Origin of the sequence: Vineibacter terrae (assembly GCF_008039615.1) — a bacterium.
Classification (GTDB): domain Bacteria; phylum Pseudomonadota; class Alphaproteobacteria; order Reyranellales; family Reyranellaceae; genus Vineibacter; species Vineibacter terrae.
Genome location: NZ_VDUZ01000056.1, coordinates 42,082 through 55,891 on the forward strand (window position 1 = coordinate 42,082; position 13,810 = coordinate 55,891).

Below are 13,810 nucleotides of genomic sequence, written 5' to 3' on the forward strand. Positions count from 1 at the left end.
GGGCTGCTACTCTCTCGCCGACCGGTTGACGGGTGGAGTATCGCCTTGATCGTGACCGCCTTCGCGCGCGACGTGCGCGTCATCGAGCACACGATGATCCCGCTGCGCGACGGCACCAGGCTGGCCGCCCGCATCTGGCTGCCGCGGGACGCGGAGCAGGATCCCGTCCCGGCGATCCTGGAGTACCTGCCGTACCGCAAGCGCGACGGCACGCACGAGCGGGATGCGCTGACGCATCCCTACCTGGCCGGCCACGGCTACGCCGCCGTGCGTGTCGATATCCGCGGCAGCGGCGAGTCCGACGGCCTGCTGCAGGACGAGTACACGAGGCAGGAGCAGGACGATGCCCTGGAGGTCATCGCCTGGCTTGCCGCCCAGCCCTGGTGCAGCGGCGCGGTCGGCATGATGGGGATCTCATGGGGCGGCTTCAACGCCCTGCAGGTGGCGGCGCTGCGGCCGCCGGCGTTGAAGGCCATCGTCTCCATCTGCTCGACCGATGACCGCTACCGCGACGACGTGCACTACATGGGCGGCGCGCGCCTGGGGGCGGGGCTGGGGTGGGCGTCGTTCTTCTTCCGCTCCATGTGCCATCCGCCCGATCCGCTGCTGGTGGGCGATCGCTGGCGTGCGATGTGGCTCGAGCGGCTGGCGCATGTCCCGCTGTTCCTCGAGGCCTGGCTGCGCCACCAGCGACGCGATGCGTACTGGCGGCACGGGTCGATATGCGAGGACTACGGCGCCATAAGGTGCCCGGTCTATCTCGTCGGCGGCTGGACCGACGGCTACACCAACGCCGTGCCGCGCATGCTGGCGCGCCTGTCGTGTCCCCGCAAAGGCCTCATCGGCCCATGGGCGCACGCCTATCCGCATTTCGCGCGCCCGGGTCCGCAGATCGGGTTCCTGCAGGAGATGCTGCGGTGGTGGGACCAGTGGCTGAAAGGCATCGACACGGGCGTGATGAACGAGCCGATGCTGCGCGCCTGGATGACGCAAAGCGTGCGGCCGGCCCGTCACCATCACGCGCTTCCCGGGCGGTGGATCGGCGAGCCGGGCTGGCCGCCACCCGGCATGACCGCCTGCCGGCTGTTCCTGGCGGATGGCGGATTGGAAACGCAGGCGGCGGCCCTGGCGCCGCGGTCGGTCTGCACCCCCCAGACCGTGGGTAGGCACGCCGGTGAATGGTGTCCGTTCGGCGGCTCGGACCAAGCCGGCGATCAGCGTGAGGACGATGCGCGGTCGCTGACGTTCGAGACGCCGCCGCTGGAGCGCGCCCTGGAAATCCTCGGCGCGCCGATCCTCACCGTCGAGGTCGCCTCCGACAAGCCGGTTGCCCACCTCGTCGCGCGCCTGTGCGACGTCCATCCCTCAGGCGAGTCGCTGCGTGTGTCCTACGGCGTGCTCAACCTGACGCATCGCGACGGGCACGAGACGCCGGTGCCGCTTGCCGCCGGGCAGCGCTACCGGGTGCGCATCCAGCTCAACAACACCGGTTGCGTCCTGCCGGCCGGGCACAGGGTCAGGCTGGCGCTGTCGACGACGTACTGGCCGCTGATCTGGCCCAGCCCGGAGAAGGCTGCATTGACGATCTTCGGCGGCAGCCTCGACCTGCCGGTGCGGCCGCCGCGCGAGCCGGAGGCATTGCGGCCTTTCCCCGAGCCGCAGACCGCCACACCCGAGACGATCACCACCGTCCGCCCGGGCGTGCACCGCATCGAGCGCCTCGGGCTCGAGCTGGGCTCGGAGGGCACGTCGACCTTCCACATTGATGACGACGACCCGCTGAGCGCGGTCGCCGAGCTGCGGCGGGCCGACACGCTCGCGCGCGATGCCTGGAGGATCCGGATCGAGACACGCCTGCGTCTGTCCTGCACCCGCGATGCCTTCCGCCTGCAGGCCGGCTTGCGCGCCTGGGGAGGCGACGAGGAGGTGTGCGCCCGCGACTGGGACCGCACCATCGCCCGCGACTGTATCTGACGGACGGGAGGGGACCTTGCCACGCCAGAGCGTTTCGGGCTCAGTCATCCTGAGCGTTTCCCTGCTGCGCTGGCGGTCGCCATCCAGCCCGTGATCCTACTTTCCCCGCGCCTTGCGGGCCGCGTAGCGGGCGTCCCGTGCCGCCTTGCGCTCGGCTTCGAGCGCGGCGTCGCGGACCGCCGCTTCAGCCTCGCGCGCCGCCTGCTGCGCCGCCTTCGCCGCGGCCGCGCGCTCTTCCTCCGCGCGCTTGGCCGCCTTGCGTTCAGCGATCCGGGCATCGCGTGCGGCCGCCGCCGCACGGCGGGCTTCCTGCTGCTGCGCGAAGTCGGCGCGCGCCGACGGATCGCTGGCGCGGGCCCGGGCAAGGCGAGCCTGCGTTGCTTTTGCCGCCGTGCTCAACCGGTCGGCCAGGCTCGTTTCTCTGTCTCTCATTGCTCTCGATCTCTCGCGGTATCGGTCAAAGACATCGCTTTCGCAGGGCGGTCTTCGGCCGGGCGCTGAAGCAGCCGCAACAAAGGCTGATGACAGGCATCAATCTTCGACGTGTGCCGCCGCACCGGCGCAAAGCCGCAGCATAGATAGTCGCCGGGGTCGCGCTTTGCATCAGAAAAACCGATGGCCGGCCGCCGGCGCGATTCGGGGCGGCGGCCGCGACTTACGGCTGCTTGTCCGTTCGGGTGGTCGGCAGGCACGAAAAGGTGACCTGGGCCCGGGTATGGTCGTTCTTCGCCGTATTCCCGGCCTGCCGGCAGGACGCCTCGTCCGCGTACGTGATCGGGGGCGACCATACCGCGATGCCGTTGCCGCCGCCCGCCATGAACACGATCAATAGAATGAACATCCTCTCTCCCCGTAGCGCACCTCGAGGCGACCGCCTGCCAGGGACACGGGCCGGCCGATGCGCGCAGCGACAACGTCCCATGAGCGCCCAGCCCACATTCGCCGCATGTTCTTGTTCGCGTATCGGCGCGAGCGGAACGACCACTGACAGTAGCCCGTGGCCTGTCCCCGATCCAGCGGCGTCTGGGTGGAAAGCGCTTTCCACGCGTGCCGTCGCGCTGGCGGCGCAGTTCGGGCTGATCGGCCCCGCCAGCGCCTGACAAGGCTGACCGGAGGGCAGGGCAATCACATTGGCTCAGGCAGAATGGTCACACGCTGGGGGCGCGCCACTCCGTGGCGCGTCATGCGCATGACCGCAAACCGACGCCGCACGACATCGGCGCCTGCTGCCCGCGTGGTCGGCCCATGATCGCGCAGCATGCCTCAAACTGAGGCCATGACGCGCCACAGAGTGGCGCACCCCCAGCATGTGATCCTTCCGCCCGGACCATGCCGCTGCGCCATATGCCGGAATGCACCATTCCATTGCCGTCGCGGCCGGCGAGGAATAGCCTCCGTGCCCAGGCGGCCGGCACCGCTCACGGCGCCGCGCTCCGCCTGTGCTCCATTGTCAGATTGGAGGGCACCATGCGGGTGATTTCTCCCTGGCCTCCGCTTCTCGTCGCAGGTGCGGCGCTGGGCGGCTTGTTCGCACCGTTCGCCGTTGGCAGAGTTCCGACCGACAGCATCGGCATTGCCTCCAATGCCGCGCCGACGTTTGGCGCCGACGTCCCCATCTGCCGTGGGTCGCCGTCGCCCGGCGCTGCCGGCGTCATGTTCCGACTGGCCCAGGCACGCACGGAAGTGCCGCAGGCGGAAATGCAGGCCGCCTCGCCGGCGGCCGCTTTCGCCGGCACGGATCCGCCACTATGGGAGGGGCTCGGCGGGGTGACGTACAGGATCACCACCGCGAACGAGCTGGCGCAGTCCTATTTCAATCAGGGGCTCCGGCTCGCCTACGCGTTCAATCACAGCGAGGCGCAGCGCGCCTTCCGCAAGGCGCAGAAGCTCGACCCCGAGTGCGCCATGTGCTTCTGGGGCGAAGCGCTGGTGCTCGGGCCCAACATCAATCTGCCGATGCAGGAAGACGCGGTGGCGCCCGCCTTCGCGGCAGCCGAGAAGGCGCGCATGCTCGCCTCCAGGGCGACCCCGCGCGAGCAGGCGCTGATCGCGGCGCTCTCGACCCGCTACGCCAGCGACGCGAAGGCGGACCGGGCGCCGCTCGATGCCGCCTATGCGCTGGCCATGGAGAAGGTCGCGGCCCAGTTCCCGCAGGACAACGAGATCGCGGTGCTCTTTGCCGAAGCGGTGATGGACCTCAGCCCGTGGGACTACTGGCAGCCCGGCGGCCGGGAGCCAAACCCGCAGAGCGGCCCCATCGTGCCGACGCTCGAGCGCGTGCTGGCGCGCGACCCGAACCATCCCGGCGCGATCCACTTCTACATCCACGCGGTCGAGGCGTCGGACGGGCCCGAGCGTGCCGAGCCCTATGCGGACCGGCTGCGGGGAGCCATTCCCGGCGCCGGCCACCTCGTGCACATGCCGAGCCACATCTACTACCGGGTCGGGCGCTATCTTGACGCGCTGGCCGAGAACAAGGCGGCGATCGAGGTCGACGAAAAATACCTGGCGGCGACCAATGCGCCCATGGGCGTGTATCGCCTCGGGTACTACCCGCACAACGTCCATTTCGTGCTGGCGTCTGCCCAGATGGCGGGCGACGGACCCACCGTCATCGCGGCGGCCGAGAAGCTGCGCGGCCTCATCCCCGACGAGATGGCGCGCGGCATCGCGCTGGTGCAGCCGGTCAAGGCGGCGCCTTACTTCGCCCATGCGCTGTTCAGCCCTGCCGCCACCGTTCTGGCGCTGCCCGACCCCGGCGACGCCATTGCGTACGTCAAGGCCATGTGGCACTACGCGCGCGGCGTTGCCTATGCGGCACAGGGCGATCTTCCCGCCGCCAAGGCGGAGGCGAATGCGATCGCGGTCCTCGAGGGCGGCGATTTCACGTTGCTCAAATCCTCGGGCGTTCCGGCACAGGACGTGCTGGCGCTGGCGCGCGCCGTCATCGAAGCCCGCATCGCGCAGCGTCAGGGCAACAAGGCTGCGGCGATCGAGCGGTTCGAGCGTGCGGCTGCGCTGCAGGACGGGCTGCCCTACACCGAGCCACCCTACTGGTACTACCCTGTGCGGCAGTCGCTCGCGGTCGCGCTGATGCAGGCCGGCCTGCTCGACGAAGCGGAGGAGCAGTTCCAGCGCGCGCTCAAGCGCGCCCCAAGCAACGGCTGGTCGTGGTACGGTCTTGCCGCGCTCTACAGGGCGCGCGGCAAGGTCGACCAGGCGAGCAAGCTGGAAGCGGATCTCGCCAGGATGTGGATCGGCGACCGGCAGCTGTTGGAGCTGTCGAAGTTGTGACCCTGGTATCGGCTATCGCGAGAAAGTCATGACGGATGTATCGGCGACCAGTGATTCCAGGCACTAGAGCGCGTTGCGTTTAGGTAGAAGCGCAGCCCTTGCAGGCATAGCTCGCACCGGTCTCGAAGCGCAGCAGGCCCGTGGCCGGCATCCAGGGTGTCCCCACGAGATGCTGGCGCACCAGGTGTCCGCGGCCGCCCGGGCCGGTCACGTGAACGTGGTAGATGCGGTTCTGCTCGGCGCGCCGGACGAAGACATCCGAACCCGAAGGGATGATGGTGACGTCGTTCGTGGCGCGCTCGTAGTGGAAGGTCCGTCCTCCGTAGACGTCACCATCTTCGGTCCTCCCCTTGCAATCGCCGGGACTTGGCCACGGGGCGCAAAGCGCCGAATCCGGTCGACGGGAGCCGCGAATTCTGACGTAGCCCGGCATCCGGGCCGGCTGGATCCTGGGCTGCGCTGTCGCAGCTCGATTGTCAGGGACGCGCAAATGGAACGGCCGCGCGGCTGGAGCGGTTGCCGGATCCGACGGCAGGGTATCTCGATCGTGCGCCAAGTGGTAGCGCCACCGCCTCTGCCCGGGGTGAATGGCGACGCTCGCGCGCCTGTGTCAACGCGACACAACGTGAAGCGCTGGCGCGATCCCTCGATGGCCTTGCAGCAGGTGGCTGTCAGCACGGCGCAGGCACGGGCCGATTGCCAAGGCTGCCCGCGGCTCCCGCGATGCCGTCACTGCGCCGCGGCGCGGCTGAGCCAGTCCTCGAAGCGGGTCGGGCCAAGCCGCGGATCGGCGCCGGGCGTCAGCGACCGGTCGTCCAGCTCGGTGCCGAAGTAGCGGGCGTGGATGTCCGCGATCACCTCGCGCTTGTCGCCCTGGGCGCAAAGCACCTTGCGGGCGAGCGTGTCGAGGGGGCTGGCATCGGGGCCGGCGATCTCGACGGTGCCGTTCAACGGCGGCCCGACGGCCAGGTCAGCCAGCGCCGCAGCGACGTCGTCGGCCGCGATCGGCTGCAGCAGCGCGGGCGACAGCCGGATCACGCCGTCTTGCGCGCCGGCCTCGGCGATGCGGCCGATGAACTCGAAGAACTGCGTCGCACGCAGGATCGAGTAGGGGATCCCGGATGCCTTGATCAGCGTCTCCTGGGCCAGCTTGGCGCGCAGATAGCCGCTCCGCGGCAGCCGGTCGGCACCGACGACGGATAGGGCGAGGTGATGCCTGACGCCGGCCTCGGCTTCCGCCGCGCCCAGGTTGCGGGCCGATGCCTGGAAGAAGTCCAGGACGGCCTTGTCCTCGAACGAAGGCGCGTTCGCTACGTCGACGACGACCGTGGTCCCGGCAAAAGCCGCCGCCAGCCCTTCACCCGTGACGGCGTTGACACCCGATTTCGGCGACGCCGCCACGACCGCGTGGCCCTTCTGGCGCAGCCTGTTGACGACGTTCGTTCCGATCAGGCCGCTGCCGCCGATGACGACGATCCTCATGTTCAGCTCTCCGTGTTGGGCTCGACAGGGCGGAGGATGCCGGATCGCCGGCCGCAAGACCTTGCCGCAGCCTCCAGCCGGGGTTGGATTTCCCTTGATTGTTCGTCCAAGCGGGGCAGGTCGCGCCTGTTCACCCCTCGCCCCGCGAGAGCGGGGAGAGGAGGCGAGGCGTGCCCGCTCAGCTCGACGGGTCCGCGACGGCAGGCGATTCCTTCACAAGGACGTCGGTATCGATCAGCGCCGGATGATAGCCGGGGAAGGCGGCATCCCAGCCCAGCGCCATGAGCAGGCCGACCGCCATCCCGGCGAAGAACGCCGAGACGATCAGGACACGAAGCAGATCGAGCTTCGAGTCGGCCGCCTTTTCGCTTCGCGCCATACGCAACATCTTTGCCTCCTTTGGCCGCATGTGGCTCTGGTCGGGCGCTTCGCAAATGACCTTCCCTCATGGGCTTGATAGAATTCGATCGGCGCTGCTGGCGAGGCTGAGAAGCCTCGGCCTCGCGGTAAGCAAGATGCCGGATCGCCGGCCGGAAGACCTTGCAGTCGTCTTCGACCGGGATTGAAATTCCCTTGATTCTTCGTCTAAGCCCGTCGCGGGCTTTATGATGGTTGCGTGGCCCGGCAGGACGGCGCTGCGCCCTCGGGGTGATCGCCGTCTCCTCTCCCTGCCGCGGGGCGAGGGGTGAACGGCGGCATATGCGATCGCCCTGGCGGTCAAGGGGGGACCGACGTGCGCTATGCGTTCGAGGACTACGTGCTCGACCCCGAGCGCCGGGAGCTCACGCGCGGCGCCGAGCCGGTGTCCATCGGGCCGCAGGTCTTCGACCTGCTGCTCTACCTGGTTCGCAATCGCGGGCACGTCGTCAGCAAGGACGACCTGCTGGACACCGTGTGGAGCGGGCGCATCGTTTCCGAATCGACCCTGACGAGCCACATCAACGCGGCGCGCAAGGCCATCGGCGACAGCGGCCAGGAGCAGCACCTGATCCGCACCGTGGCGCGCAAGGGCTTCCGGTTCGTCGGCGACGTCGCGGAGAATGAGCAGGCAGGCGGCAGCTCATCCCCGGCGGGGACCGAGCCGCCGGTGCTGGGCAGGGCGCCCGCCCAGGCGTTGTCGCTTCCCGACAGGCCATCCATCGCCGCCTTGCCGTTCCTCAACCTGAGCGGCGACGCCGAGCAGGAGTATTTCACCGACGGGGTGGTGGAGGACATCATCTCGGCGCTGTCGCGCATGCGCTGGCTGTTCGTGATCGCGCGCAATTCGAGCTTCACGTACAAGGGCCGGGCGGTCGATGTGAAGCAGGTGGGCCGCGAGCTGGGCGTGCGCTATGTGCTGGAAGGCAGCCTGCGCAAGGCGGCGAACCGCGTGCGCATCACGGGACAGCTCGTCGATGCGGCCACCGGACACCACCTGTGGGCCGAACGCTACGAAGGCGCGCTCGACGACATCTTCGAGCTGCAGGACCGGATCACGCAGAGCGTCGTCGGCGCGATCGCGCCGCAGCTGGAGCGCGCCGAGATCGAACGCGCCGAGCGCAAGCCGACCGGGAGCCTTGACGCCTACGACTACTTCCTGCGCGGCATGGCGCGCTTCCATGCCGGCGGGCGGGAAGGCCTGGAGGTCAATCCCAGGCTGCGGCTGGCCAGCCTCGACCCGTGGCTGCCCCTTCGACGGCCGCAGGACGCGGCGCTGGTCGACGACGGCCTGCGGAAGGCCGGCCTGCCGGAGTGAGGGAATGGCCACGCTTCATTTCATTTGCGGCAAGGCGGGAGCGGGAAAGACGACCCTTGCCCGCGAGCTGGGCCGCACGCTGCCTGCCGTGGTGATGTGCGAGGACGAGTGGATCGCGACGCTCGGCTTGGAGACCCGCTCGCTCGAGGACTTCGTCAAGGCATCCTCGAAATGGCGCAGCCTGGTCGGCCCGCTCGCCATCCAGCTCTTGCGGCTGGGCGTTTCCGTGGTCTTCGACTTTGCCGGCAACACCGTCAAGAGCAGGCAGTGGGCGCGCGGTGTTTTCGAGGCCGCCGAGGCCGACCACGTGCTGCACGTCATCGAGGCCACCGACGCCCAGTGCCTCGCCAATATCCATCGGCGCAACGACGAGAAGCCGTCGGGCATCTACTGGGGATACGTCAGCGACGAGACGTTCCACGGCGTGACGGCATATTTCGCGCTGCCGCAGCCCGAGGAGGGGTTTCGCATCGTGGCGCACGCGCGGCCGTGAGCAATCCTGATCGCCACGCATGAGGGATCTTCCGCGAAGGACGCGTGGTGCGCCATTCGCGAAGGATCCTCGCTGCGCTCGGGACAGTCGCGACTCACCTTCCATCGAGAGTCAGTATCAGTGCCGCTGCCAGGCCCACGTGCCGCTCCAGGCACGCTCCCAGACGGTGCCTAGCTCGTCCTCGCCGAAAACGCTGATTCGCTGCCATGGTCCCGCGTCGACCACGGCCGCGCCGCTGACGCGCAGGCGCACCGGGTGCACGCCGGCCGGGCCCCAGTCACGCGTCTCCGGCAAGACGGTGAGCGGTCCCCAGCTCCATACGCTTCCATCCCAGAAGAAGTCGACCAAGTGGCCGCCCGTATGCGTCGGCAAGCCGGAGTTCAACCTGTCCACGGGGTCGGTCGTGCCGAACAGGTTGATCCGAAGCGTCGAGCCATCCCGCCACACGACACCATTGGATAGCTCAAACCCCTTTCCCCGGACCAGGTTTGGCGGCGAACCGTAGTCCGTCCATGGGCGCCAGTCCGGTCCATCCGTGTATCGGCTGTAAAGATGATAGCCATCCTCGGCCTTTGCCGTGACGAAAACGGCGATACGTCGTCGTCCGTCGACATGGTATTGCAAGGCGACTGGAGCTCGCATGTCTGTGATGCCGCCGTCTGGTTGGCCCAAGGAAAACCAGCACCAGGACGCGCAGCTCCGGGTATCGTACCAAAGAGCCCACAGGTCTGCTGTGTCGGCAGTGGCGAACACATAGCCGTTTCCATAGCCCAAGGCATTCGTCCAGATTGCGCTGTTCGGGCCGACGCGAAGGTAGAAGCGGCCCGTGGGTCGATCATGGTCGACGTAGCGCCACGTGCTGCCGTCATGCCACAACTCGCGCAGCGAGTGGCCGATTACATGGCGATCACGGTCAAGCTGGATTGCGACACCAAAAAGGTTCTGTCGCTGCGTCGATCCGTCGAGCCAGGTGATCCCGGTGGACGGGATGAAGTCCACACCCGCGGCGTTCGCGGGCGGGGCGAGATGGACAAAGGAGTACGCGCCGGGAATCTGGCGCCACATGGGAAGACCAACGCTGACGTCACCGCCGGGAGAAAACAGCCGAAAATTGTAGGCCGCCGTGAAGCGCGCGGTCCAGATGCCGGTCGATGGCTCGACATACATGCCGCCCAGAGCCACAAGCGAGCTCGACAGCGGTGCATCGCCCCCGACCTCGGGCTGATTGCGCCAGGTCCATGCTGACCAGGCGCCGGTCGCATTGGTGCCAGTCCAGACCTTGTGTCGAAGGCCACCGCTGGTGCGGTGGAAGAGAAAGATGCGCTGGTCCTGATCTGCGGGATTGCCGGTTCGAAGTTGCGCCAGATCGTTGGTCGCCGCCGAGACATGAGCCGGCATGGCGGTGTCCAGCTCAGCCTGGGCCCAAGCGGCGCCAGGGACTGTATTGCCCGGCAGCGCCGCGATGGTCGCGACCAGCACGAGAGGCACTATGCCAGCCACCTTGTGGCGCTCATGGGCATTGTCAGATGTGCCGTTGGGACACCGAGTTCCGGCACGGGTCCATCCGGTTGCCAGAGTTGCCGCCGACATGCTGATCACGCCGACCTCCCGCCGCTGGCCCGCGCCACGTCGGCGCGGGTAACCTTCCACTGGGAATTCCGGCCTGTTCCTCTGGACAAGCATGGCATCGACGGCGTTCCACCCGCTATCCGCGCGCTGCCGATCGCATCCGCTTTCGGCACTTCTTTCGTGGCAGCACAGCCGATCGTGTGCAGGCAGCCCAATTGGGAAAGCCGACCTGCCGGAATGGCGGTGAAATTTCTTGTTCGTAAAACGAGAATGGTGTAAGTTGGTGTCGTTGGAGCACGCGTAAGCCCGCCGCCGGGAGTAACGGGCGCTTCGTCAGCCCCACGACACGGGACAAAGCCGCCGCCGGGCTTTCGAGACGGGCGCCTGCGAAGGCAGGACAGCCGGTTGCCGCCAGCGGGGCGTGGCGCGAAGGGAATTGGCGCCAATCGCGCAATCGGCGCCGCCGGCCGCGAGCCCGGCGGAAGCTCTTGGCAGGATTGGAGAATTTCCCGTCGCGCAATCAGCGCCAATCGCGCAGGCGGATGTCGCCGCATCGGCGAGCGGGCTTCTCACAAATTGCGGATGACGGCAGTATCGCCGTCCAGTCATCTCGATCCGCTGGAAGGAAGTAGCCTTGAGCCATCCGCTGTTGTTCACGCCGTTGCCGTTGCGCAGCGTGGTCGCGCCCAATCGGGTCGTGATCTCGCCGATGGTGCAGTACCGCGCCACCGACGGGTTCGCCAACGACTACCACCTCGTCCATCTCGGCAAGTTCGCGCTCGGCAAGGCGGGCATGGTGTTCACCGAGAACGTCGCGGTCGAGCCGCGGGGACGCGTCACGCAGGGCGACCTCGGGCTGTGGAGCGATTCGCATATCGAGGGCCTGCGCCGCGTCGCAAGCTTCATCAAGGCCGAGGGCGCGCTGGCGGCGACGCAGATCACCCACTCCGGCCGCAAGGGCTCGACGCCGCGCGCCTTCGAAGGCTCGGTGCTGAACGAGCAGCACGCGGCCAAGGGCTGGCATCCCTGGGAGGTGGTGGGCCCGACCGCCGATCCGGTGGCGCCCGGCTGGCTGCGCCCGCGCCAGCTCACGGCGGCGGAGATCGGCGACCTCGTGAGCCGCTTCGCCGTCGCGGCAAGGCGGGCCGACGCGGCCGGCTTCGACGTGCTGGAGATCCATGGCGCGCACGGCTACCTGCTGGCCTCGTTCCTGTCGCCCGTCAGCAACACCCGCAACGACGCCTATGGCGGCGACCGGGCGGGGCGCATGCGCTTCCCGCTCGACGTGGCGCGCGCCGTGCGCGCCGCCTGGCCAGCGCACAAGCCGCTCTTCTTCCGCGTCTCGGCGCTGGACGGCGCCGATGGCTGGAACCTCGACGACACCGTGGTGCTGGCGGCCGAGCTGAAGGCGGTGGGCGTCGATGTCATGGACTGCTCCTCGGGCGGCCTGACCGGCGTGGCCACCGCGGCGCCGATCAAGCGGGCGCCGGGCTTCCAGGTGCCGTTCGCGGCCCGGGTGCGGCGCGAGGCGGGCATCAAGAGCATGGCGGTGGGCCTGATCCTCGACGGGCCGCAGGCCGAGGCGATCCTGCAGGCCGGCGACGCCGACCTGATCGCCATCGGCCGCCAGGCGCTCTTCGAGCCGTTCTGGGCCCTGCACGCGGCGCAGGCGCTGGGCTGCGACCCGGACTGGACGATGTGGAACCCGGAATACGGCTGGTGGCTCGACAAGCGCGAGCACACGCTGGGAAGGAAGTAGCGGGGCAATGTCATCCCGAGCGCAGCGAGGGATCTCCTGCGAATGACGCACGGTGCGTCCGGCCGCGGGAGATCCCTCGCTGCGCTCGGGATGACAGGCTCGGAACATCATCGTAACCTTCGTGCAAATTGATGGGGAGTGATGTCATGTCCAGGAGTCGCAAGGTCAGCGTATCGCGTCGCAGCTTCATCGCCGGCACGGCGGCCGCGCTGGGCCTGCCGGCCATCGCCGGGGCCCAGCCCGCCGCCGTGAAGGTGGGCATCATCCACCCCGTCACCGGCTTCGTGGCCTACAACGGCCAGCAGGGCAGGCTGGGCGCCACCATGGCGGTGGAGGACGTCAACAAGGCGGGTGGCATCAAGGCCATGGGCGGCGCCAGGCTCGAGGCGCTGCTGGGCGACAGCCAGTCCAAGGTCGAGGTCGGCGTCAGCGAAGTCGAGAAGATGAACGAGGCGGGCGTGGCGGCCTATATCGGCTGCTTCCAGAGCCCGGTGGGCATTGCCGCCAGCCAGGCGGCCGCCAAGTACAACACGCCGTTCCTGATCGATGTCGGCGCCTCGGACCTCTTGGTCACGCGCGGCCTGAAGAACGTGTTCCGGCTCAAGCCCGGCTTCGGCGCCTGCGTCGACCAGGGCATCGCGGCGCTGGGCGCGCTCAACGAGGCTGCCGGCAAGCCGGCCAGGTCGGCCGTGATCGTGCACGAGAGCGGCGAGTTCGGCACCGGCACCGCCAAGCTGCTGGCGGGCAAGCTGCCCTCGGTGGGCATCGAGGCCAAGGAGCTGATCGGCCACGACAATCCGACGCGCAACTTCGACAACGTCGCGCTGCGCATCCGCTCGATGGCGCCCGACCTCGTGATCATGTCGAACTATCAGAACGAGTACGTGCTGCTGGCGCGCACGCTCTACCAGCAGAAGGTGAACCTCGCCGGCCTGTTCTCGGTGCTGGGCGGCGGCTTCAACTACAAGTTCGTCAAGGAGCTGCCCGACGTGGCGCAGTACATGATGGACACCAACCACTGGTTCAACCCGAAGTCCGACAAGGCGCAGGCGCTGAAGAAGCGGGTCGAAGCGGGCGGCGCGCTGTTCACCTTCGAGGTCTACCTGGCGTACTCGACGGTGATGCTGCTGGCCGACGCCCTGGAGCATGCCGGCTCGGCCGACAAGGCGAAGCTCGTCGCCGCGCTCGATGCCTCGACCTTCAAGGCCGAGCTGCTGCCCTACGGGCCCACGAAATTCGTCAACGGCCAGAACCAGGGCGGCCGCGCCGCGGTGATGCAGGCGCTGAAGGGCGACATCGAGGTCATCGCCCCGCCCGAGTTCGCCTCCGCCAAGGCCGTGTTCCCCAGGCCCAAGTTCGGCTGACCTTGAAAGGTTCACCACAGAGTTCCGCACCGACTACGTCGGCCACAAGGGCTGAAACGGGTGCTAAGCTGTTGTCCGGCCGGCATCGAGGTTGGTCGGATCCCTAGTGCAGAGGAGCCTGACACAGAGTTTGAACCCTG

11 protein-coding genes and 1 pseudogene are annotated in these 13,810 nt (G+C 68.4%); 6 read left to right on the forward strand and 6 right to left on the reverse strand.

The features are described from left to right. Positions 1–51 precede the first annotated feature (51 nt). Entirely contained in the window at positions 52–1,974 is a 1,923-nt protein-coding gene (locus FHP25_RS33915) for a CocE/NonD family hydrolase (RefSeq protein WP_231712578.1), read from the forward strand. A 96-nt stretch (positions 1,975–2,070) separates the two neighbouring features. Here FHP25_RS33915 and FHP25_RS33920 read toward each other — a convergent pair whose 3' ends face one another. Next, positions 2,071–2,406 carry a DUF6481 family protein gene (locus FHP25_RS33920; RefSeq protein ID WP_147851429.1) on the reverse strand — a complete coding sequence of 112 codons (336 nt, stop codon included), beginning with the start codon at positions 2,404–2,406 and terminating at the stop codon, positions 2,071–2,073. A gap of 223 nt (positions 2,407–2,629) precedes the next feature. Next, complete coding sequence (locus FHP25_RS33925) at positions 2,630–2,815, reverse strand: hypothetical protein (protein WP_147851430.1); 186 nt, start codon at positions 2,813–2,815, stop codon at positions 2,630–2,632. A 626-nt stretch (positions 2,816–3,441) separates the two neighbouring features. Here FHP25_RS33925 and FHP25_RS33930 point away from each other — a divergent pair. Next, the gene (locus tag FHP25_RS33930) at positions 3,442–5,268 is read left to right on the forward strand and encodes a tetratricopeptide repeat protein (RefSeq protein ID WP_178133986.1); all 1,827 of its coding nucleotides are present in this window, start codon (positions 3,442–3,444) and stop codon (positions 5,266–5,268) included. A 79-nt stretch (positions 5,269–5,347) separates the two neighbouring features. Here FHP25_RS33930 and FHP25_RS33935 read toward each other — a convergent pair whose 3' ends face one another. The 3 genes from FHP25_RS33935 to FHP25_RS33945 all read right to left on the reverse strand — a co-directional run bounded on the left by FHP25_RS33935 (position 5,348) and on the right by FHP25_RS33945 (position 7,129). Beyond that, positions 5,348–5,701 carry a hypothetical protein gene (locus FHP25_RS33935; protein WP_147851432.1) on the reverse strand — a complete coding sequence of 118 codons (354 nt, stop codon included), beginning with the start codon at positions 5,699–5,701 and terminating at the stop codon, positions 5,348–5,350. Positions 5,702–5,997: 296 nt separating this feature from the next. Further along, positions 5,998–6,750, reverse strand: coding sequence for an SDR family oxidoreductase (locus FHP25_RS33940; protein WP_147851433.1), 753 nt, complete (start codon positions 6,748–6,750; stop codon positions 5,998–6,000). Positions 6,751–6,928: 178 nt separating this feature from the next. Next, entirely contained in the window at positions 6,929–7,129 is a 201-nt protein-coding gene (locus FHP25_RS33945) for a hypothetical protein (protein ID WP_147851434.1), read from the reverse strand. A 354-nt stretch (positions 7,130–7,483) separates the two neighbouring features. Between FHP25_RS33945 and FHP25_RS33950 the strand changes: the two are divergent. Then, a pseudogene (locus tag FHP25_RS33950) lies at positions 7,484–8,374 on the forward strand (winged helix-turn-helix domain-containing protein); the annotation flags it as partial. Between the two features lie 115 nt (positions 8,375–8,489). Continuing rightward, complete coding sequence (locus FHP25_RS33955; RefSeq protein ID WP_147851436.1) at positions 8,490–8,978, forward strand: AAA family ATPase; 489 nt, start codon at positions 8,490–8,492, stop codon at positions 8,976–8,978. Between the two features lie 117 nt (positions 8,979–9,095). Here the strand turns inward: FHP25_RS33955 and FHP25_RS33960 are convergent, their stop codons facing one another. After that, a complete protein-coding gene (locus FHP25_RS33960; protein ID WP_147851437.1) occupies positions 9,096–10,577 on the reverse strand; it encodes a hypothetical protein in 1,482 nt (493 codons plus the stop codon). 604 nt (positions 10,578–11,181) lie between these two features. On the opposite strand from FHP25_RS33960, the gene FHP25_RS33965 reads away from it, so the two are divergent. Next, a complete protein-coding gene (locus FHP25_RS33965) occupies positions 11,182–12,306 on the forward strand; it encodes an NADH:flavin oxidoreductase/NADH oxidase (RefSeq protein WP_147851438.1) in 1,125 nt (374 codons plus the stop codon). A gap of 146 nt (positions 12,307–12,452) precedes the next feature. Further along, entirely contained in the window at positions 12,453–13,670 is a 1,218-nt protein-coding gene (locus FHP25_RS33970; protein ID WP_147851439.1) for an ABC transporter substrate-binding protein, read from the forward strand. The last annotated feature ends 140 nt before the right edge of the window (positions 13,671–13,810 follow it).